Source organism: Rhodovulum visakhapatnamense, from assembly GCF_004365965.1.
GTDB classification, from domain to species: domain Bacteria; phylum Pseudomonadota; class Alphaproteobacteria; order Rhodobacterales; family Rhodobacteraceae; genus Rhodovulum; species Rhodovulum visakhapatnamense.
Map to the genome: position 1 here is coordinate 166,879 of NZ_SOEB01000001.1, position 18,591 is coordinate 185,469.

18 protein-coding genes are annotated in these 18,591 nt (G+C 67.3%); 8 read left to right on the forward strand and 10 right to left on the reverse strand.

Annotation, left to right across the window (positions count from 1 at the left end; translation table 11 throughout):
- Window positions 1-57 precede the first annotated feature (57 nt).
- Window positions 58-834, forward strand: coding sequence for a gamma-glutamyl-gamma-aminobutyrate hydrolase family protein (locus EV657_RS00800; RefSeq protein ID WP_075786480.1), 777 nt, complete (start codon window positions 58-60; stop codon window positions 832-834).
- A 39-nt stretch (window positions 835-873) separates the two neighbouring features.
- On the opposite strand, the gene EV657_RS00805 is transcribed toward EV657_RS00800, so the two are convergent.
- Complete coding sequence (locus tag EV657_RS00805; protein WP_134076838.1) at window positions 874-1,392, reverse strand: GNAT family N-acetyltransferase; 519 nt, start codon at window positions 1,390-1,392, stop codon at window positions 874-876.
- Complete coding sequence (gene kynU, locus EV657_RS00810) at window positions 1,350-2,543, reverse strand: kynureninase (RefSeq protein WP_075786478.1); 1,194 nt, start codon at window positions 2,541-2,543, stop codon at window positions 1,350-1,352. Before kynU ends, EV657_RS00805 begins: the two co-directional genes overlap by 43 nt.
- A gap of 109 nt (window positions 2,544-2,652) precedes the next feature.
- On the opposite strand from kynU, the gene EV657_RS00815 reads away from it, so the two are divergent.
- The 4 genes from EV657_RS00815 (at window position 2,653) to EV657_RS00830 (ending at window position 7,848) form a co-directional block, all read left to right on the forward strand.
- Window positions 2,653-3,126, forward strand: a complete 474-nt coding sequence (locus tag EV657_RS00815) for a methyltransferase family protein (protein WP_166673615.1) — start codon at window positions 2,653-2,655, stop codon at window positions 3,124-3,126.
- A 119-nt stretch (window positions 3,127-3,245) separates the two neighbouring features.
- A complete protein-coding gene (locus EV657_RS00820; RefSeq protein ID WP_134076840.1) occupies window positions 3,246-4,820 on the forward strand; it encodes a Re/Si-specific NAD(P)(+) transhydrogenase subunit alpha in 1,575 nt (524 codons plus the stop codon).
- Between the two features lie 13 nt (window positions 4,821-4,833).
- A complete protein-coding gene (locus EV657_RS00825) occupies window positions 4,834-6,279 on the forward strand; it encodes an NAD(P)(+) transhydrogenase (Re/Si-specific) subunit beta (protein WP_113668359.1) in 1,446 nt (481 codons plus the stop codon).
- A 285-nt stretch (window positions 6,280-6,564) separates the two neighbouring features.
- The gene (locus tag EV657_RS00830) at window positions 6,565-7,848 is read left to right on the forward strand and encodes a DUF3422 family protein (protein WP_134076841.1); all 1,284 of its coding nucleotides are present in this window, start codon (window positions 6,565-6,567) and stop codon (window positions 7,846-7,848) included.
- A 19-nt stretch (window positions 7,849-7,867) separates the two neighbouring features.
- Here the strand turns inward: EV657_RS00830 and EV657_RS00835 are convergent, their stop codons facing one another.
- The 5 genes from EV657_RS00835 to EV657_RS00855 all read right to left on the reverse strand — a co-directional run bounded on the left by EV657_RS00835 (window position 7,868) and on the right by EV657_RS00855 (window position 13,616).
- Window positions 7,868-8,788: an ABC transporter permease gene (locus EV657_RS00835; protein ID WP_134076842.1), complete on the reverse strand. Its 921-nt coding sequence runs from the start codon at window positions 8,786-8,788 to the stop codon at window positions 7,868-7,870.
- Complete coding sequence (locus EV657_RS00840; protein WP_134076843.1) at window positions 8,781-9,791, reverse strand: ABC transporter permease; 1,011 nt, start codon at window positions 9,789-9,791, stop codon at window positions 8,781-8,783. Before EV657_RS00840 ends, EV657_RS00835 begins: the two co-directional genes overlap by 8 nt.
- Window positions 9,792-9,858: 67 nt before the next feature.
- Window positions 9,859-11,556, reverse strand: coding sequence for a peptide ABC transporter substrate-binding protein (locus tag EV657_RS00845; RefSeq protein WP_075786471.1), 1,698 nt, complete (start codon window positions 11,554-11,556; stop codon window positions 9,859-9,861).
- Between the two features lies 1 nt (window position 11,557).
- Window positions 11,558-12,604, reverse strand: coding sequence for an ABC transporter ATP-binding protein (locus tag EV657_RS00850; protein ID WP_134076954.1), 1,047 nt, complete (start codon window positions 12,602-12,604; stop codon window positions 11,558-11,560).
- Between the two features lie 7 nt (window positions 12,605-12,611).
- Window positions 12,612-13,616: an ABC transporter ATP-binding protein gene (locus EV657_RS00855; protein ID WP_113668362.1), complete on the reverse strand. Its 1,005-nt coding sequence runs from the start codon at window positions 13,614-13,616 to the stop codon at window positions 12,612-12,614.
- Window positions 13,617-13,849: 233 nt separating this feature from the next.
- On the opposite strand from EV657_RS00855, the gene argE reads away from it, so the two are divergent.
- From argE to EV657_RS00870, 3 genes are all read left to right on the forward strand, one after another.
- On the forward strand, window positions 13,850-15,016 hold the full coding sequence (gene argE, locus EV657_RS00860; RefSeq protein WP_134076844.1) for an acetylornithine deacetylase: 1,167 nt from the start codon (window positions 13,850-13,852) through the stop codon (window positions 15,014-15,016).
- A 6-nt stretch (window positions 15,017-15,022) separates the two neighbouring features.
- Window positions 15,023-16,189, forward strand: a complete 1,167-nt coding sequence (locus EV657_RS00865) for a M20 aminoacylase family protein (RefSeq protein WP_134076845.1) — start codon at window positions 15,023-15,025, stop codon at window positions 16,187-16,189.
- A gap of 140 nt (window positions 16,190-16,329) precedes the next feature.
- On the forward strand, window positions 16,330-16,599 hold the full coding sequence (locus EV657_RS00870; RefSeq protein WP_075786467.1) for a hypothetical protein: 270 nt from the start codon (window positions 16,330-16,332) through the stop codon (window positions 16,597-16,599).
- Here the strand turns inward: EV657_RS00870 and EV657_RS00875 are convergent.
- From EV657_RS00875 to EV657_RS00885, 3 genes are read right to left on the reverse strand one after another with little or no spacing between them, the layout of a single operon-like run.
- Window positions 16,596-17,297, reverse strand: a complete 702-nt coding sequence (locus tag EV657_RS00875) for an HAD-IA family hydrolase (protein WP_134076846.1) — start codon at window positions 17,295-17,297, stop codon at window positions 16,596-16,598. The genes EV657_RS00870 and EV657_RS00875 overlap by 4 nt on opposite strands.
- A complete protein-coding gene (gene gph / locus EV657_RS00880; RefSeq protein WP_113668365.1) occupies window positions 17,294-17,956 on the reverse strand; it encodes a phosphoglycolate phosphatase in 663 nt (220 codons plus the stop codon). The genes EV657_RS00875 and gph overlap by 4 nt, the downstream gene beginning before the upstream one ends.
- Complete coding sequence (locus tag EV657_RS00885) at window positions 17,953-18,510, reverse strand: thioredoxin family protein (RefSeq protein ID WP_134076847.1); 558 nt, start codon at window positions 18,508-18,510, stop codon at window positions 17,953-17,955. Before EV657_RS00885 ends, gph begins: the two co-directional genes overlap by 4 nt.
- Window positions 18,511-18,591 lie beyond the last annotated feature (81 nt).

Below are 18,591 nucleotides of genomic sequence, written 5' to 3' on the forward strand. Positions count from 1 at the left end.
CTTCACCCTAGTGGAAATGCCCTATATCCTTACACGAAACGCGAACGCGAGGCTCCCATGGCACGCCCCAGGGTCGGTATCATCGGCAACAGCTATCTTTTGAACGACCAGTACCCCGCCCATGCCGGTGGCACGATGAACTCCGAGGCAGTGGCCGAGGTCGTGGGCGCGATCCCGCTGCTGATCCCGGCCGATCCGCGCTTCGTCTCCGTCCCCGAGCTGCTCGACTGTTTCGACGGCTTCCTGTTCACCGGCGGGCGGCCCAACGTCCATCCCGAGGAATATGGCGAGGCCGAGACCGAGGCCCATGGCGCCTTCGACCGGGCGCGCGATGCCATCGCCCTGCCCTTGATCCGCGCGCTGGTCGAGCGCGGGCAGCCCTTCTTCGCCATCTGCCGCGGTTTTCAGGAGGTCAATGTCGCGATGGGCGGCACGCTGCATCCCGAGATCCGCGATCTGCCCGGGCGCATGAACCACCGGATGCCGCCCGACGGGTCGCTGGAAGAGAAATTTGCCCTGCGCCACAAGGTCTGTCTGACCGAGGGCGGCATTTTCCACCGCATCCTGGGCGCGACCGAGGTGATGACCAACACGCTGCACGGGCAGGGGATCAAGCGGCCCGGGCCGCGGATCGTCATCGAGGGGGTGGCGCCTGACGGCACGCCCGAGGCGATTCATGTGGCCGATGCGCCGGGCTTTGCGCTGGCGGTGCAGTGGCATCCCGAATACCGCGCCGCCCGCGATCCGGTGTCGCGGCCGCTGTTCGAGGCGTTCGGCAAGGCCGTGGCCGCCTGGGCCGAGGGGACGCGCCCGGCGGTGCTGAAGACCGCCTGAGCCCGTGCCGAACCTCGCGCAACGCGCGAGAAGTGTCGCCTAAATATCTATTTCCATGCGAAAATTCGTCAGGGCAACACCATGGCGGATGACGCTTTGCCGGGCCGTCTCGCGCCAGCCATGGCGGGCGAAGAAGGGCCGGGCCACAAGGCTGGCCTCGGTCGAAAGACGGCCCAGCCCGGCGCGGCGCGCCTCGCGCAGGATCGCCTGCAACAGCGCCCGGCCGATGCCGCGTCCGGTCCAGTCGGGGGCGACATAGGCGAAGTCCAGATAACCGTCCTCGCCCAGCGTCATGAAGCCCACCGGCGCGCCGCGAATCTCGGCGATGACGGTGTGGCGGCTCAGGAGTTTCTGTTCCCAATCGGCCGGCGCCTCGGGCGAGGGCGACCAGGCGTCGCGCTCTTCGGGCGAATAGCTGAGCGAGGCGCCGCGATGCACCGCATCGTGAAACAGCGCGCGCGTCGGCGCCCCGTCGCCGGGGCGGGCCCGGCGAAGCCGGAGGCGGGGGCGCGCGCTCAGGTGACGGCGGCGCGGAAACGATAGGCCTGATCGTCCCATAGCCGGTTCTCCATCACGTCCTGAAGGATCGTCGCAGCCCGCAGCAGCTCGTCCTCGCCGACGTAAAGCGGGGTAATGCCGAACCGCATGATGTCGGGGGCGCGGAAATCGCCGACGACGCCGCGCGCGACCAGCGCCTGGATCGCGGCATAGCCTTCGGCAAAGCCGAACGACACCTGACTGCCGCGCTGCCGCGGATCGCGCGGGGTCAGCAGGGTCAGCTCCGGGCAACGGCTCTCGACCTCGGCGATGAACAGGTCGGACAGCGCGATCGACCGCCGCCGCACGTCGTCGAGCGAGACGCCCTCCCAGACCCCCAGCGCGGCCTCGACGACCGCCATCTGCAACACCGGCGGCGTGCCGATCCGCATCCGGGCGATGCCCGCGCCGGGCCGGTAGCCGGGCTCGAAGGCGAAGGGGGCGGCATGGCCGAACCAGCCTGACAGCGCGGGCAGCGCCATGTCGGAATGGCGCGGCGCCACATAGATATAGGCCGGGGCGCCGGGGCCGGCATTGAGGTACTTGTAGGTGCAGCCGGCCGCGAAATCGGCGCCGGCGCCCGCCAGATCGACGGGCAGCGCGCCCGCCGAATGCGCGAGATCCCAGATCGTCAGGGCGCCCGCCGCCTGCGCCCGCGCGGTCAGCCGGGCCATGTCGTGCAGCCGCCCGGTGCGGTAGTCGACCTCGGTCAGCAGCACGACCGCGACGTCGTCGTCGATGGCCGCCTCGACCTCCTCGGGCGCGACCATGCGCAAGGTGTGACCCCGGCCGAGGCTCGCGATCAGCCCCTGCGCCATGTACAGATCGGTCGGGAAATTGCCGCGATCGCTCAGCACCACACGGCGGTCGGGCCGCATCTCCAGCGCCGCCGCGAGCGCCTGGTAGATCTTGATCGACAGCGTGTCGCCAAGGACGACCGATCCCGGCTCGGCGCCGATCAGCTTGCCGATCCGGTCGCCGAGGACGCGGGGCATCTCGGTCCAGCCGGCCCGGTTCCAGCCGCCGATCAGCATTTCGCCCCATTCCTCGCGGACCGCCGCGGCCACCCGCGCCTCTGCCGTTCGCGGCAATGGCCCGAGCGAATTTCCGTCGAGATAGATCACATCCTCGGGAATATGGAACTGGGCTCGCGTGGCCGCAAAATCGGTCATATCGAGGTCTCCTTGCCCACAGACTAGGCGCGAGACGGCGCCGGGTTCAAGGGGGATGACGATTCAGCCCCTTGATCGTGGCGGCAGGGACTCTCTAAAGGAGGGCGACATGCGTGACGGAGATCCGATGGCCCGGCTGCTGCACTACCTGGAACTACCGCCGGTCTGGCTGGCCCTGTTCGCGGGGCTGGCCTGGTTGCAAGCGTCAGTGTTTCCGCTGGCCTTTCTGGGCCGGGCGGGGGATGTCGCGGGCGGGCTGGCGCTGGTCTTCGGGCTGGCGCTGTCCGGCTGGGCCGCGCTGCGGGTGGTTCTGGCCGGGACCTCGCTGATCCCGCGCGAGCGGCCCGATCGCCTGGTGGTCGAGGGACCCTATCGCCTGTCGCGCAATCCGATCTATCTTGCCGACGCGGCGATCCTGCTTGGGCTGATCCTGATCTGGGACGCGGTGCCGAGCCTGATCCTCGTGCCGGTTTTCCTGAAACTGATCGAATGGCGCTTCATCCTTCGGGAAGAAGCGCTGATCCGCGACGCCTTCGGATCGGAGTATGACGCCTATTGCGCCCGGGTGCGGCGCTGGATCTGATCTGACGGAAAAACCTGAAACAAGGGAATAGCCAACCCTGCAACTTGTGAAACATTGTTGCGCAATGCTATGAGACAGCGGCCTGCAGCGGCCCAACGCCTGAAAGAGGGGACTAGAACGTGAAAATCGGGGCACCGAAAGAGATCCTGGAGGGTGAGGCCCGCGTGGCCATGACCCCCGACTCTGCGGTCCAGCTTCGGAAGCTGGGCTATGACTGTCTGATCGAGGCCGGCGCGGGCGAGGCCGCCGGCTTCGCCGATGCGGCTTATGAAAAGGCCGGCGTCAAGGTGGTGCAATCCGCCGCGGCGCTCTGGCAGGGCGCCGACATCGTCGTCAAGGTGCGCGAGCCTGTCGCCGAGGAGGTGGCGCGGCTGCGCAAGGGGCAGACGCTGATCAGCTTCTTCTGGCCCGCTCAGAACGAGGCGCTGCTCGAGCAGTGCAAGGCCAGGGGCGCCACCGTGATCGCGATGGACATGGTGCCGCGGATCAGCCGGGCGCAGAAGATGGATGCGCTGTCCTCGATGGCCAATATCGCGGGCTACCGCGCGGTGATCGAGGCGGGGTCGAATTTCGGCCGCTTCTTCACCGGCCAGGTGACGGCGGCGGGCAAGGTGCCCCCGGCCAAGGTGCTGGTGGTCGGCGCGGGCGTCGCGGGTCTGGCCGCGATCGGCACCGCGACCTCGCTGGGTGCCATGGTCTTCGCCTTCGACGTGCGTCCCGAAGTGGCCGAACAGATCGAGTCGATGGGCGCCGAATTCGTGTTCCTCGACTTCGAGGAGGCCACCGCAGACGGGTCTGAATCGGGCGGCTATGCCAAGCCCTCCTCGCCCGAGTTCCGGGAAAAGCAGCTTGAGAAATTCCGCGAGCTGGCGCCCGAGATGGATATCGTCATCACCACCGCGCTGATCCCCGGCCGCCCCGCGCCCAAGCTCTGGCTCGAGGACATGGTGGCGGCGATGAAGCCCGGCTCGGTCATCGTCGATCTCGCCGCCGAGAAGGGCGGCAACTGCGACCTGACCCGGCCCGGCGAGAAGATCGTCAGCGACAACGGCGTGACCGTCGTCGGCTATACCGATTTCGCCAGCCGCATGGCGACGCAATCCTCGACGCTTTACGCCACCAACATCCGTCACATGATGACCGATCTGACACCGGCCAAGGACGGTCAGGTCGTGCATAACATGGAAGACGACGTGATCCGGGGCGCGACCGTCACCCATGAGGGCGAGATCACCTTCCCGCCGCCGCCGCCCAAGGTGAAGGCGATCGCGGCAGCCCCCAGGAAGGAAAAGCCGAAAGAGCTGACCCCCGAGGAGAAGAAGGCCCGGGAGGCCGCCGCCTTCCGAAAGCAGACGATCACCCAGGTCGCGATGCTGGCTGTCGGCGCGGCACTGATGCTGCTGGTCGGCGCCTTCGCGCCGGCAAGCTTCATGAGCCATTTCATCGTCTTCGCGCTGAGCTGCTTCGTCGGCTTCCAGGTGATCTGGAATGTCAGCCACTCGCTGCACACGCCGCTGATGGCGGTGACCAACGCGATCTCGGGGATCATCATCCTCGGCGCGCTGTTGCAGATCGGGTCTGGCAACTGGCTGGTGGTGATCCTCGCCACCGTCTCGGTCCTGATCGCGACGATCAACATCGTGGGTGGCTTCCTGGTGACACGCCGGATGCTGGCCATGTTCCAGAAATCTTGAGGGGGCAGGGGATATGTCCATCGGTATCGTTTCCGCGGCCTATATCGCCGCCGCCGTTCTCTTCATCCTCGCGCTCGGCGGGCTGTCGAACCAGGAAAAGGCCAAGCGCGCCGTCTGGTACGGCATCGTCGGCATGGGGCTGGCTGTGCTCGGCACCGTCTTCGGCCCCGGCATCGGCCATTACTGGCTGCTGATCCCGGCCGTCCTGATCGGCGGCTATGCAGGCTACGAGGTCGCACGCCGGGTCGAGATGACCGAGATGCCGCAGCTGGTGGCGGCGCTGCACAGCTTCGTCGGCCTCGCCGCGGTCTTCATCGGGCTCAACGCCCAGCTTGAACTCAACCACGTCATGGCGCTGAAGGCGGCCGATGACGGCGCGGCGGTCGAGGCGCTGAAGGGCTTCGCCGCGGTTCTGGCGCACAAGACGCCGGTCGAGATCTCGATCCTGAAGGTCGAGGTGTTCCTCGGCATCTTCATCGGGGCCGTCACCTTCACCGGGTCGGTCGTGGCCTTCGGCAAGCTTGCGGGCAAGATCGACGGCAAGCCGCACAAGCTGCCGGGCGGCCACATCCTGAACCTGGTCGCGGTGATCGCGGCCATCGCGCTGGGCTATCTCTACTTCACCGGCGCGGGCATCTGGACCATGGTCCTGATGGCGCTTCTCGCGGGCTTCATCGGCTGGCACCTGATCATGGGCATCGGCGGCGCCGACATGCCGGTCGTGGTCTCGATGCTGAACAGCTATTCGGGCTGGGCCGCGGCCGCCATCGGCTTCACGCTGGGCAATGACCTGCTGATCGTGACCGGCGCGCTCGTGGGCTCGTCGGGGGCGATCCTCAGCTACATCATGTGCCGCGCGATGAACCGGCATTTCGTCAGCGTGATCCTGGGCGGCTTCGGCGGCACCGGCGGTCCCGCGGCCGAGGTCGAGGGCGAGATGGTCGCGATCGACGCAGATGGCGTGGCCGCGGCGCTGGAAGATGCCGACAGCATCATCATCGTGCCGGGCTACGGCATGGCCGTCGCGCAGGCGCAGAACTCGGTTTCCGTGCTGACCGAGCATCTGCGCAAGCAGGGCAAGACCGTGCGCTTTGCCATCCACCCGGTGGCGGGGCGCTTGCCGGGGCACATGAACGTGCTGCTGGCCGAAGCCAAGGTCCCCTATGACATCGTGCTGGAGATGGACGAGATCAACGAGGACTTCCCGCAGACCGACGTGGCCATCGTCATCGGGTCGAACGACATCGTGAACCCGGCGGCCCAGGACGATCCGAATTCGCCCATCGCGGGCATGCCGGTTCTGGAGGTCTGGAAGGCCAAGCAGGTGATCGTGTCGAAACGCGGTCAGGGCACCGGCTATTCGGGGATCGAGAACCCGCTGTTCTACAAGGAGAACACGCGGATGTTCTATGGCGATGCCAAGCAGAGCCTCGACAAGCTGCTGACGCTGATCCGCTGATCCCCATCGGAGTCGCGACCCAGAGACGCCCCGCCCACCGGCGGGGCGTCTTGTCTTCGGCAGGTGGAAGAAGGTGCGCCTTCGGCGCAAGCTTTCAGGGGCGGCCCTTGCGGGCCGCGACCTTCGGGTATTTGGACCAAGAAGAAAGCGGCGCTGGTCTTCTTCCTGGCGAAAATACCCGGGCCCCGCAGGGGCTGCGCGCCCCCGGGCGCGCCCTGCCGCGTTTACAAATCGCGCGGCTCGGCTAGAGGTGAAGTGACTCGCGGGAACAGAAGGCCAGCCTCCATGCCGATCCAGGACCATCCGCTGCGCTATGCGCTGACGAACGAACTGCATGCGCGGCCCTTCCCCTCGCTGGAGGCACCCTGCCACGCGGCCTTTCTGGCCATCAAGCCGCCGGTCGATGCCGTGACCCGAGACCGCGATGCCGACCGGGCGCATGCGATCGACCTGCTCGACCGCTTCGGGGCGCAGCATCCCAAGCCCGGCGACACCCATTTCTTCGGCCAGATGGGCCGGCACAAGATGAAATGGGAAAGCCATACCGAGTTCGTCACCTATACCGTCTTCACCCCCGGTGTTGCCGACCGGCCGTTCGATCCGGCCGCCTTCGAGGTGTTTCCCGACGACTGGCTCGAGACCGCACCGGGCGCGCGGCTGACCTCGGCGCTGATCCGGATCGAGCAGGTGAAGGAGGGGCCCGGCCAGATCGGGGCGCGGCTGGGCGAATGGTTCGCGCCCGACAGCCTGTCGGCGGCGGCGATCCTCGACGACGCCGCGGTTATGGCCACCGATTTCCGCATCGACACTGGCGGACACATGCGCATGGCGGTCTTCGTCGAGCCGGGGATCGGCCAGCGGCGGATCGGGCGCATCGTCCAGCGGCTGACCGAGATCGAGACCTACAAGGCGATGTCGATGCTGGGCTTGCCGCGGGCGCGGCAGGTCAATGAGCGCCTGGCCGAGCTCGAGCCGCAGCTGAGCGAACTGGTGGGCGAGATGAACCGCGGCAACCGGATCCCGGAAGAGACGCTTCGGAACCTTCTGGCGGTCTCGGCCGAGCTGGAAAGCCTGCTAGCGCAGTCGGCCTTCCGCTTTTCGGCCACCACCGCCTATGAGGCGCTGGTGCATCAGCGGATCGAGGTCCTGCGCGAAGAGCGGTTCCAGCACCGCCAGACCTTCACCGAGTTCATGATGCGCCGCTACGACCCGTCGATGCGGACGGTGAAGGCGACCGAGGCGCAGCTCGATTCGATGACCCGGCGCGCGGTCCGCGCGGCCAACCTGCTGCGAACCCAGGTCGATGTCGAACGCTCGGCCCAGAACCAGAAGCTTCTGGAAAGCATGGACCGGCGGGCCGATCTGCAACTGCGTCTGCAGCGCACGGTCGAGGGGCTGTCGGTGGTCGCGATCAGCTATTACGCGGTCAGCCTCGTGGCCTACATGATCGCGCCGGGCGCCGAGGCGCTGGGGGTGTCGAAGGGGCTGGCCACCGCCGTTGCCACGCCGCTCGTGGTGCTGGTGGTCTGGCTGATGATCCGCCAGATCCGCCGCGGCATGGAGCACTGAGCCGCCGCCCTCCGGGGGCTCAGCGCCCCCGGATCCGCGGATCGAGCGCGTCGCGCAGCCCGTCGCCCATGTAGTTGACGCTCAGCACCGTCAGCGAGATCGCGAGGCCGGGCCAGATCACCCGTTCGGGATATTGCTGCAGATAATCGGTCGAATCGAACAGAAGCCGCCCCCAGGTCGGGAAATCGGACGGGAAGCCGAGCCCCAGGAAGGACAGCGCGCTTTCGGTGATGATCGCGCTGGCGATCCCCAGCGTCGCCGAGACCATGATCGGCGACAGCACGTTGGGCAGGATGTGGCGGGTGATCATCCGCCGCGAGGGCGTGCCGATGGATCGCGCGGCCAGCACGAATTCCTGTTCCTTCAGTGCCAGAACATCGCCCCGCACGATCCGCGCGGTCTGCATCCAGGATGTGATGCCGATCACGAAGACGATCAGCACGAAGATGCCCCCCTCGGGGCCGAAGGCGCTGCGCAGCGCGTCGCGGAAAAGCATGATGATGACCAGCAGCAAGGGCAGCAGCGGCAGCGCCAGGAACAGGTCGGTCAGCCGCATCAGTGCCCCGTCGAGCCGCCGGAAATAGCCCGCGAGCACGCCGATCAGCGTGCCCAGCACCAGCGACAGGCCCATCGCGGTCAGCCCCACCGCCAGCGAGACCTGCCCGCCCGCCAGCATCCGCGCCAGCGTGTCGCGCCCCAGCTGGTCGGTGCCGAAGGGATGGGCGAGGCTCGGACCCTGGTTGCGGGCGCGGATGTCGATATAGGTCGGGTCGATCTGCCAGATCAGCGGGCCCAGGAACACCGCCGCCAGGATGACGGCGAAGAAGGCCGCGCCCAGAAGCGCGCCGCGATGGCTGCGAAACTGGTCCCAGACATCGAGCCACTGGTTGCGGGGCGGTCGGGCGATTTCCATCGTCTCGATCATCGGGGCGTCAGTCATAGCGGATCCTCGGGTCGAGCAGGCCGTAAAGCACATCGGCGATCAGGTTGAACAGAACGATCAGCACCGCGAAGATGAAGGTCAGGGTCTGCACCGTGGGCACGTCGCCGCCCTGGATCGCGATGATCAGCAGCTGGCCGATGCCGTTCACCTTGAAGACCTGTTCGGTGATGATGGCGCCGCCAAAGACCGTGGGCACGCCCAGCGCGATCACCGTGACGACCGGGATCATCGAGTTTCTCAGAACGTGCAGCAGCACCACGACGCGCTCGGTCATGCCCTTGGCGCGGGCGGTCCGCACATAGTCCTGGTTGAGATTGTCCAGCATCGAGGCGCGCATGAAGCGGCTGATCTGGGCGGCGTTGTACAGTGCCAGCACCGCGACCGGCATGATCATCTGCTTGATCTGCAGCCAGAAGGTCGACAGGTCCGTGACCCTCAGCGTGGTGTCGTAGATCGAGGGGAACCAGCCCAGATGGACCGAGAAGATCACGATCAGCAGAACGCCCGTGAAGAAGGTCGGGACCGAGAAGCCCACCATCGACACGAAGGTGCCGATCTGGTCGAACCAGCTGTATTGCCGGTAGGCCGAGGCGATGCCGATGGGCAGTGCGATCAGCACCCCCACCACATAGGAGGTGCCGACGACCCAAAGCGTCTGCGGCAGGCGCTGCACGATCAGGTCGGCGACCGGGCTGCGGGTCTGCCAGCTGAGGATGCGCTGCATGTCCTCGCCGGCGAGGCTGAGCCCGAAGGCCTGGTCCAGCATGTGCAGGGGCTCGTAGAGGAAGAACTGCCTCAGCCACAGCAGGTAGCGCACGAGGATCGGCTCGTTCAGCCCCAGCGCCTCGCGCATCTGGGCGCGGACCTCGGAGGGGATCGACAGCGGCAGGTTCGCGGTCGGGTCGCTGGGGGCGAGCGTCACCACGAGAAAGATGATGAGGCTGATGACCAGCAGCGTCGGGATCGCGATCAGCAGCCGGCGGATCGTGTAGGTGAACATTATGGACGGCCTCGGGCTCGATGGGCGGGCAGGGAGGGGGCGCCCGGGCAGGGCGCCCCCCATGGGCTCATTTCACGCGATACCAGTCGGCCGCGTTCCAGAGCTCGCTGTCCCAGGCGTTCATGACGAAGCCGCCAAGCGACGTCGCGCGGGCCGAGACCCGGCCGCGATGCACCAGCGGCAGGATCACGTAATCCTGCATCAGGATGTCGTTCATCTTCTTGGCCAGCGCGATCCGTTCGTCCATCTTGCCGGTCTTGGCCATTTCGGCGACCAGCGCGTCATAGGCCGCGTTGCAGTAGCGCGGCATGTTGTTGCCCTGCCACTGGGTTTCGGGGCGGGGCGCCTGCTTGCATTCCCAGTTGGCCATGTAGGCCTCGGGGTCGGTGCCGTCGAAGCTGTTGGCATACATCTCGACATCGGCATAAAACTTCTGGAACGTGTCCGGGCTGCCCGGATCGCCGCCGAAGAAGACCGAGGCATCGACATTGCGCAGCTCGCTCTCGACGCCGATTTCCGACCACCACTGCTTGATCAGCGCCTGAAAGTCCTGCCGGACCGCATTGGTCGAGGACTGGAAGAGCATGCTCAGCCGCATGCCGTCCTTCTGGCGCACGCCGTCGGGGCCGGGGACCCAGCCCGCCTGATCGAGCAGCGCCTTTGCGCCCTCGATATCCTGCACGAGGCAGCCCTCGTTGGCCTCCGAGGCATAGATCTCGGGTGCGGCCAGCACGTTGCAGGTGGTGCGCCCGGCCTGCCCGTAGCCGATCTCGGTCAGAAGATCGCGGTCGATGGCCATCGACAACGCCTGGCGCACCGCCTTGTCGGTCAGGAACGGGTGCGGATGGTCGGCGGTCGCGCGGCGCTCGCCCCATTTCGGGTCGGGATCGGTGAAGTTGACCATGATCCGCTCGACCAGCGTGCCGAAGGCGACCTCGACCTCGCCCTTGCCGGCGGCGGCCATCTGGTCCAGCACCTCGGGCGCCAGTTGCAGGTTCCAGGCGAAATCGTATTCGCCGGTTTCCAGCACCGACCGGCCCGCGGCCATGGCATCGCCGCCGCCCTTGAAGTTCACGGTCGAGAAGGCGGGTTTCTCGGGATCGCGGTAATGCTCGTTCGCTTTCAGCGCGATCACGTCATTGGGCCGGAAATCGGTGACGATGAAGGGGCCGGTGCCGACCGGCATGAAATTGGCGCTGGTGCAGCCGGGCGCCTTCGGGCCGAGGCAGTCGGCGAATTGCGCGGCCTGCAGGATCGGGGCCTGATTGCCCACGAAGGGACCGTAGGGATAGGGCTTCGGCACCGAAAAGCGGACGATGGCAGTCAGTTCGTCGGGCGTCTCGACATCGGCCACGTCGTTGTATTTTTCCGACTGCGAACAGCCGCCGCCCTCGGCCGTGCAGTATTGCCAGGTAAAGCGCACATCGGCCGAGGTGACGGGGGTGCCGTCCGACCACAGCAGCCCCGGCTTGATCTTCCAGGTGACCGATTTCAGGTCCTCGGACACGCCGCCGTTTTCCAGCGTCGGCACGGTTTCGGCCAGGAAGGGCACCATGTTGCCATCGGGATCGTAGCGCGCCAGCGGTTCCAGCGACAGGCTTGCCGCCTCCAGCTCCTTGATGCCGCCCGACAGATACGGGTTCATCGTCGAGGGGCCCTGCCAGTAGATGATGTTCACCTGACCGTCGCTGCCGCGTTCGGCAAAGGCGGCGGGCGCCAGGGCAAGGGCCGCGGCGGCGCCCAGAAGGGCGTGTTTCGCTCTCATGTCACTCTCCTTGTTGGGGTTGGTCGTTCGCCGCCGTTGATCCAGCGGTCGGGATATGGTCCGGATCGTGCAGGTGGCAGGCCGCGAAATGGCCGGGCCTCGGCTCGCGCATTTCGGGGTCGATCCGGTGGCAGATGGGCATCGCCTGCGGGCAGCGGGTGCAGAAGTTGCACCCCTCTGGCGGATTGGCGGGCGAGGGCACGTCGCCTTTCAGGATGATGTGGCGGCGGCTCGCTTCCAGGTCCGGGTCGGGCTCGGGCACCGCCGACAGAAGCGCCTGCGTGTAGGGGTGCAGCGGCGCGCCATAGAGGCTGTCGCGGGGCGCCAGCTCGACCACGCGGCCCAGATACATCACGGCCACCCGATCGGCGATATGGCGCACCATCGACAGGTCGTGGCTGATGAAAAGATAGGTCAGCCCGAACCGGTCCTGCAGGTCTTCCAGCAGATTGACCACCTGCGCTTGGATCGACACGTCAAGCGCCGCGATGGGTTCGTCGCAGACGATGAATTTGGGGTTCAAGGCCAGCGCCCGCGCGATCCCGATCCGCTGGCGCTGCCCGCCCGAGAACTGGTGCGGATAGCGGTTCGCGAAATTCCGGTTCAGCCCGACCGCATCCATCAGCTCGTAGATCCGGTCACGCTTTTCGGCGCGGCTCAGCGTCGTGTGTTCGTCCAGCGGTTCGCCGATGATGCGGGCGACCGTCATGCGCGGGTTGAGGCTGGCCTGCGGGTCCTGAAACACCATCTGCATCCGCGGCCGACGCGGGCGCAGCGCGTCCTGACCGAGCGTGCCGATCTCGTCGCCCTCGATCCGGATCGAGCCCGAGGTGATGTCGTAAAGCCTCAGGATCGCGCGGCCGCAGGTGGATTTCCCGCAGCCCGATTCGCCGACGAGGCCCAGCGTCTCGCCCTCGTGGATGTCGAAGCTGACGCCATCGACCGCGCGCACCGCGCCGACCCGGCGGCGCAGCACCCCGGCATGGATCGGGAAGTGCATCCTGAGGTCGCGTATCTCGACCAGCGGCCGGGGGCTTCGATCCGACATTGCGGTTTCAGACATGGCGCGGCGCTCCCCGGTCGACATCCCAGAAACAGGCGGCGTCATGGTCGGGGCCGACCGCGACGCGCGCCGGATTGGCCCGCGCGCAGGTTTCGAAGGCATGGGCGCAGCGGGCGCGGAACGGGCAGGCGCGGGGCGGGCCCGACAGCACCGGCGGCTGGCCCTCGATCACCTTCAGCCGCTCGGCCCGGGCGCCGGTGACATGGGGCACGGTCTGCAGAAGTGCGCGGGTATAGGGGTGCTGGGGCCGGGCAAACAGCGCCCTGACCGGCGCCTGTTCGACCACCTGGCCGCCATACATCACCATCACCCGGTCGGCGATGCCCGCGATCACGCCCAGATCGTGGGTGATCCAGATCACTGCCATCCCCAGCCGCTCGCGCAGGTCCTTCATCAGTTCCAGGATCTGGGCCTGGATCGTTACGTCGAGCGCGGTGGTGGGCTCGTCCGCGATCAGCACCTCTGGATCGCAGGCCAGCGCCATGGCGATCATCACCCGCTGCCGCATGCCGCCCGAGAACTGGTGCGGGAAATCGCCCAGCCGCCGCGCGGCATCGGGGATGCCGACCAGCTCCAGCAGTTCCTGCGCACGGCGCCGGGCGGCGGCGCGGTCGAGCCCCATATGCTTGCGCAGCGGCTCCATGATCTGAAAGCCCACCGGAAAGACCGGGTTGAGGCTGGTCATCGGGTCCTGAAAGACAAAGCCGATGCGCGCGCCGCGAATGTCGCGCAGCTGTCGGGCGGGCATCCGCAGCAGGTCGTCGCCGCCGAAGCGCACCGTACCCGCCCGCACCTCGGCCGGGGGCGAGGGCAGAAGCCCGATCAGCGACATCATGGTGACGGATTTGCCCGAGCCGCTTTCTCCGACCACACCCAGCAATTCCCCGGGTTGCAGGTGGAAATCGACGGAATTGACCGCGTGAATATCGCCGCCCCGGGTGCGAAACACGGTCTGCAGACCCTGCACCTCGAGGATGGGCGAAGCCCCATCTGGCATGCAAACTCCCTGAAGTTGCTGCTACGATTGTACTTTTCTGGTTTCCCGGACGTGGCGCCGGTGATTTTGCCCAAAGTGTGACCAGTGAAACCGCGCTCGGCAATATCAATCTGCCTCAGGGCCGCCCGACCTTGCGGAATTTTTGACCTTGCGTTCAATATTTCAGCGTTCGCGCTTGACCTCGATCGGTGCGGGCCGCAGTCTCGGCGCAAGACCCATCCCGGAGCCCCGCCATGGTCAGCCCGCTGACACCTCGTCAACTGTTTGAAAAACTTGTTTCTTTCCCCACGGTCAGCCGCGATGGCAACCTCGATCTGATCGACTGGGTCGAGGAGTATCTGACCGGGTTCGGCATCCATTGCGCCCGGGTCTGGAACCCGGTGCGGTCCAAGGCCAGCCTCTATGCCCATGCCGGACCCTGGGCGCCGGGCGGCGTGATGCTGTCGGGCCATACCGATGTGGTGCCCGTCGACGGCCAGGACTGGAGCTCGGACCCCTGGGAGCTGACCGAACGGAACGGGCGGCTTTACGGGCGCGGCGCCTGCGACATGAAGGGCTTCGATGCGCTGGCGCTCTGGGCGCTGGTCGAGGCCAGGACCCGCGACGTGGCGCGCCCGCTGCAACTGGCGCTGAGCTATGACGAAGAGCTGGGCTGCCTGGCCGCACCGGCGCTGATCGCGGCGATGGCGCGTGCGGACCTGCCCAAGGCCGCGGCGGTGATCGTGGGCGAGCCCTCGATGCTGCAGGTGGTGACCGGCCACAAGGGCAATATCGGCTTCGAGATCCGGCTGAAGGGCCATGAGGTGCATTCCTCGATGCAACACAAGGGCGTCTCGGCGGTGATGGAGGCGGGGCGGCTGATCCAGTGGGCGAATGACGTGAATGACCTGAACCGCGCCCGCCCGCCCGCAGGCGATGACGGGCTGTTCGATCCGCCCTGGACGACCGCTCATGTCGGCGAGATCGCGGGCGGCACCGCGCAGAACATCACTGCCGCCGATTGCCGGATGGGGCTCGATTACCGCTGCGTGCCCTCGGATAGCCTCGAAGCCTGCCGCGCGGCGCTGATGGCCGAGGTGGCGCGGGTCGAGGCGGGCATGAAGGCCATCCGTCCCGAGACCGGCATCGCGGTCGACGAGACCTTCTCGGTGCCCGCGCTCGCCCCCGAGACGGACGGCGCGGCCGAGGCTCTGGCTCGCCGGCTGACCGGCGACAACGCCACCCATGTGGTCAGCTACGCGACCGAGGCCGGGCAGTTCCAGGAGGGCGGCTTTTCGACCGTCGTCTGCGGCCCCGGCGACATCGCCCAGGCGCACCAGCCCGACGAATACATCACCCTCGACCAGTTCCGGCAGGGCGAGGCCTTCATGGCCCGGCTGCTCGACCATCTGAAGGAGTAAACGCGCATGCCCGTCAAGAACCGCCTCGCCGAGATGCAGCCCGAGATCGCTGCCTGGCGCCGGGACATCCACGAGAATCCCGAACTGATGTACGATCTGCCGCGCACCTCGGCGCTGGTGGCCGCGAAGCTGAGGGAATTCGGCTGCGACGAGGTGGTCGAGGGCATCGGGCGGTCGGGCGTCGTCGGCGTGATCAAGGGCCGGTCGGACGGGCAGGGGCGGGCGATCGGGCTGCGCGCCGACATGGACGCCTTGCCGATCCACGAGGCGACGGGGCTGCCCTATGCCTCGAAGACGCCGGGCAAGATGCATGCCTGCGGCCATGACGGCCACACCGCGATGCTGCTGGGGGCCGCGAAATACCTGGCCGAGACCCGCAATTTCGACGGCCGCGCGGTGGTGATCTTCCAGCCCGCCGAAGAGGGCGGCGCGGGCGGTCTGGCGATGTGCGAGGACGGGTTGATGGCGCGGTTCGGCATCGAGGAAGTCTATGGCATGCACAACATGCCCGGCATCCCGGTCGGCGCCTTCGCGATCCGGCCCGGGCCGATCATGGCCGCGACCGACGAATTCGACATCACCGTCACCGGCAGGGGCGGGCATGCCGCCAAGCCCCATGAATGCATCGACACGACGCTGGTGGCCTCGCATATCGTCGTCGCGCTGCAATCCATCGCTTCGCGGAATGCCGATCCGCTGAAACAGATCGTGGTGTCGGTCTGCACCTTCCGCACCGAATCCGAGGCCTATAACGTGATCCCGCAGACCGTCGAGCTGAAAGGCACGGTCCGGACGCTGGAAGAGGGCATGCGCGATCTGGCCGAGGCGCGCGTCGCCGCGGTGGCCGAGGCGACGGCGGCGGCCTATGGGGCGACGGCCAAGGTGCGCTATCAGCGCAACTACCCGGTGACCGCCAACGCCCCCGAGCAGACCGATTTCGCGGCCGCGATGGCCGAGAAGGTCTCGGGCCGGGTCGATCGGGCGACCGCGCCGCTGATGGGGGGCGAGGATTTCAGCTACATGCTGCTGGAACGCCCCGGCGCCTATATCTTCCTTGGCAATGGCGACACCGCCTCGGTGCACCACCCGGCCTACAATTTCGACGACGAGGCGATCCCCTTCGGGTCCTCCTGGTATGTCGAACTGGTCGAGAACCGGCTGCCCGCCGTCTGAGGGCGGCGACGGGCGCGGGGTCGGCCGCGGCCGTTTCGCCACGGCCCGGCCGCGGCCTCGCCCCTGCGCTCTCTGGGCCTATGGCGCGATCTTCGGTCCGGGGGTAACCTGCTGAAAAGAGGCGCATGCGAGGGACCCCCATGACCGGAACGAATGACGAGCGGTTTCCGAAAAGCCTGATCCAGGCCGACCGGATCGTGACCGATACCAAATGGAACCTGGCCGAGAACGGCTCGACCCCGTTTTCCGATTTCTTCGGCGTGGCGATGCTGTCGAAGGGCGCGGTCACCGCGGCGCTGACGATGCGGCGGCCGACGCCCTTTTCGGGCGCGCTGCACCTGCCGATGATCTTCCGCCGCCGGTCGAAGACGCGGCTCTGGACCGGCGGCCGGCTGCTGTCCTGGCGCTAGTAGCTCAGCAGCATCGCCTTCAGGATCAGCGGCCAGTTGCGCTGTTCCAGCGTCGGTGCGCAATGCGCGGCGCCGGTGAAATCCTCGTTCGCGGTATAGGTGCTGGGGGTGATGACGACCCCCAGCCCCGCGGCCCGCGCCGATTGCAGGCCGATATGGCTATCCTCGAAGGCAAGGCACTCGCGCGGCGGCAGCCCCAGCCGGTCGAGCGCCAGCCGGTAGATCGCCGGGTCGGGTTTCTTGCGCTCGACCTCGTCGCCCGAGGCGATCACGTCGAAGACCCGGTCGGCGGGCTTGCCCCAGCAGGTCCGCGCCAGCACCTCGACATTGGGCCGCGAGGTGGTGGTGGCCATGGCGATCGCCATGTCGGCCTCGCGGGCATGCAGGATCAGGTCCTCGACCCCGGGGCGCAGCCCGACCGCGCCTTCGGCGATCATCCGGCCGAAGGTTTCGGTCTTCTCGGCATGCAGCCGGACCAGCTCGGCCTCGGGCAGCCGCGCCGCCTCGGGCAGCCCCGCCTGAAACGCGCGCAGCCGTTCCTTGCCGCCGCCGGTCTTCAGCAGAACGGCATAGTCGTCGCGTGACCAGTGCCAGTCGAGCCCATGGGCGGCGAAAGTCGCGTTGAATGCCGCCCGGTGGGTTTCCTCGGTCTCGGCCAGCGTGCCGTCGAGATCGAAGATCAGGGCCTTGATGGTCATCTCAGCTCGTCGGCGAGCCGCGCCACGATGGCGACCAGCACGTCGTAATCGGAAAACCGCGCGTCCTGCGGGATGTCGTCGACATCCTCGGACCGGTGATAGCCCTCGGTAAAGAGCGCAAAGCGCATGCCGGTGGCCTGGGCCGTCGCCGCGTCGATCTCGCTGTCGCCGACAAAGACCGCCTGCTTGGCCTGAAGCTGGTCGCGCACCGCCAGCAGCGGTTTCGGGTCGGGTTTCCTGACCTCGAGCGTGTCGCCGCCGACCACCGCGCCGAAGAAACCGTCGATGCCGAAGGTCTTGAGGATGGCGCGCGAGGGCGCCTCGGGCTTGTTGGTGCACACGCCCATCGCCCAGCCCTCGTCGCGGAACTGTTCCAGCGCGTCCTGCACCCCGGGATACAGCGTCGTCAGCGTCGCCGGGTCGGCTTCGTAATGGCCAAGGAAGGTCTCGACCATGGCGTCGCGCTGATCGGGTTCGAGCCCGCGGGCCTCGATCACGCGTTCCATCAGCACCTGCACCCCGTCGCCGATGAAGGCGCGGATGGTCTCGAGGTCAAGCGCCTCGCGGCCCATCCCGGCAAGCGTCCGGTTCACGGCGGCATGGATATCGGGGGCGCTGTCGATCAGCGTCCCGTCGAGATCGAAGATGATGGCCTTCACGCGGCATCCTTCCATTTGATCGAGCATCCCATCGACGGGATCTGCTCGGCGGGTCCGTGGCCGATCTCGGCCACCTGTTTCATCGCCTCGTAAAGGTCGCGGCGCAGGTCGGGCGGGCCCGCCTGCTTGCGCGAGGCATCCAGCCGTCCGCGATATTGCAGCCCCATCCCGGCATCGAAGCCGAAGAAATCGGGGGTGCAGACAGCGCCATAGGCCCGTGCGACCGACTGGTCCTCGTCATGGAGATAGGGGAAGGGAAGGTCAAGTTCCTCGGCGACGCGGCGCATGCCCTCGATCCCGTCCTCGGGATAGGCCGAGGCGTCGTTCGAACAGATCGCGGCGACGCCGATGCCCAGGGCCTGCAGGTCGCGCGCGTCGCGGATCATCCGGTCGCGGACCGCCAGCACATAGGGGCAGTGGTTGCAGATGAACATGATCAGCGTGCCCTTCGGGCCGCGGATGTCCTTCAGGGCGTAGGTCCTGCCGTCGGTGCCGGGCAGGGCAAGGTCCGGGGCGGTCCAGCCGAAATCGCAGACAGGGGGAGAGACGGCCATGAAAACCTCCTTCGAATGGGACTGGGGTGCCGGAAAGAAGGTAACGCTGCGCGGCGGGCGGGCCAGCCGGTCCTTTGGTGG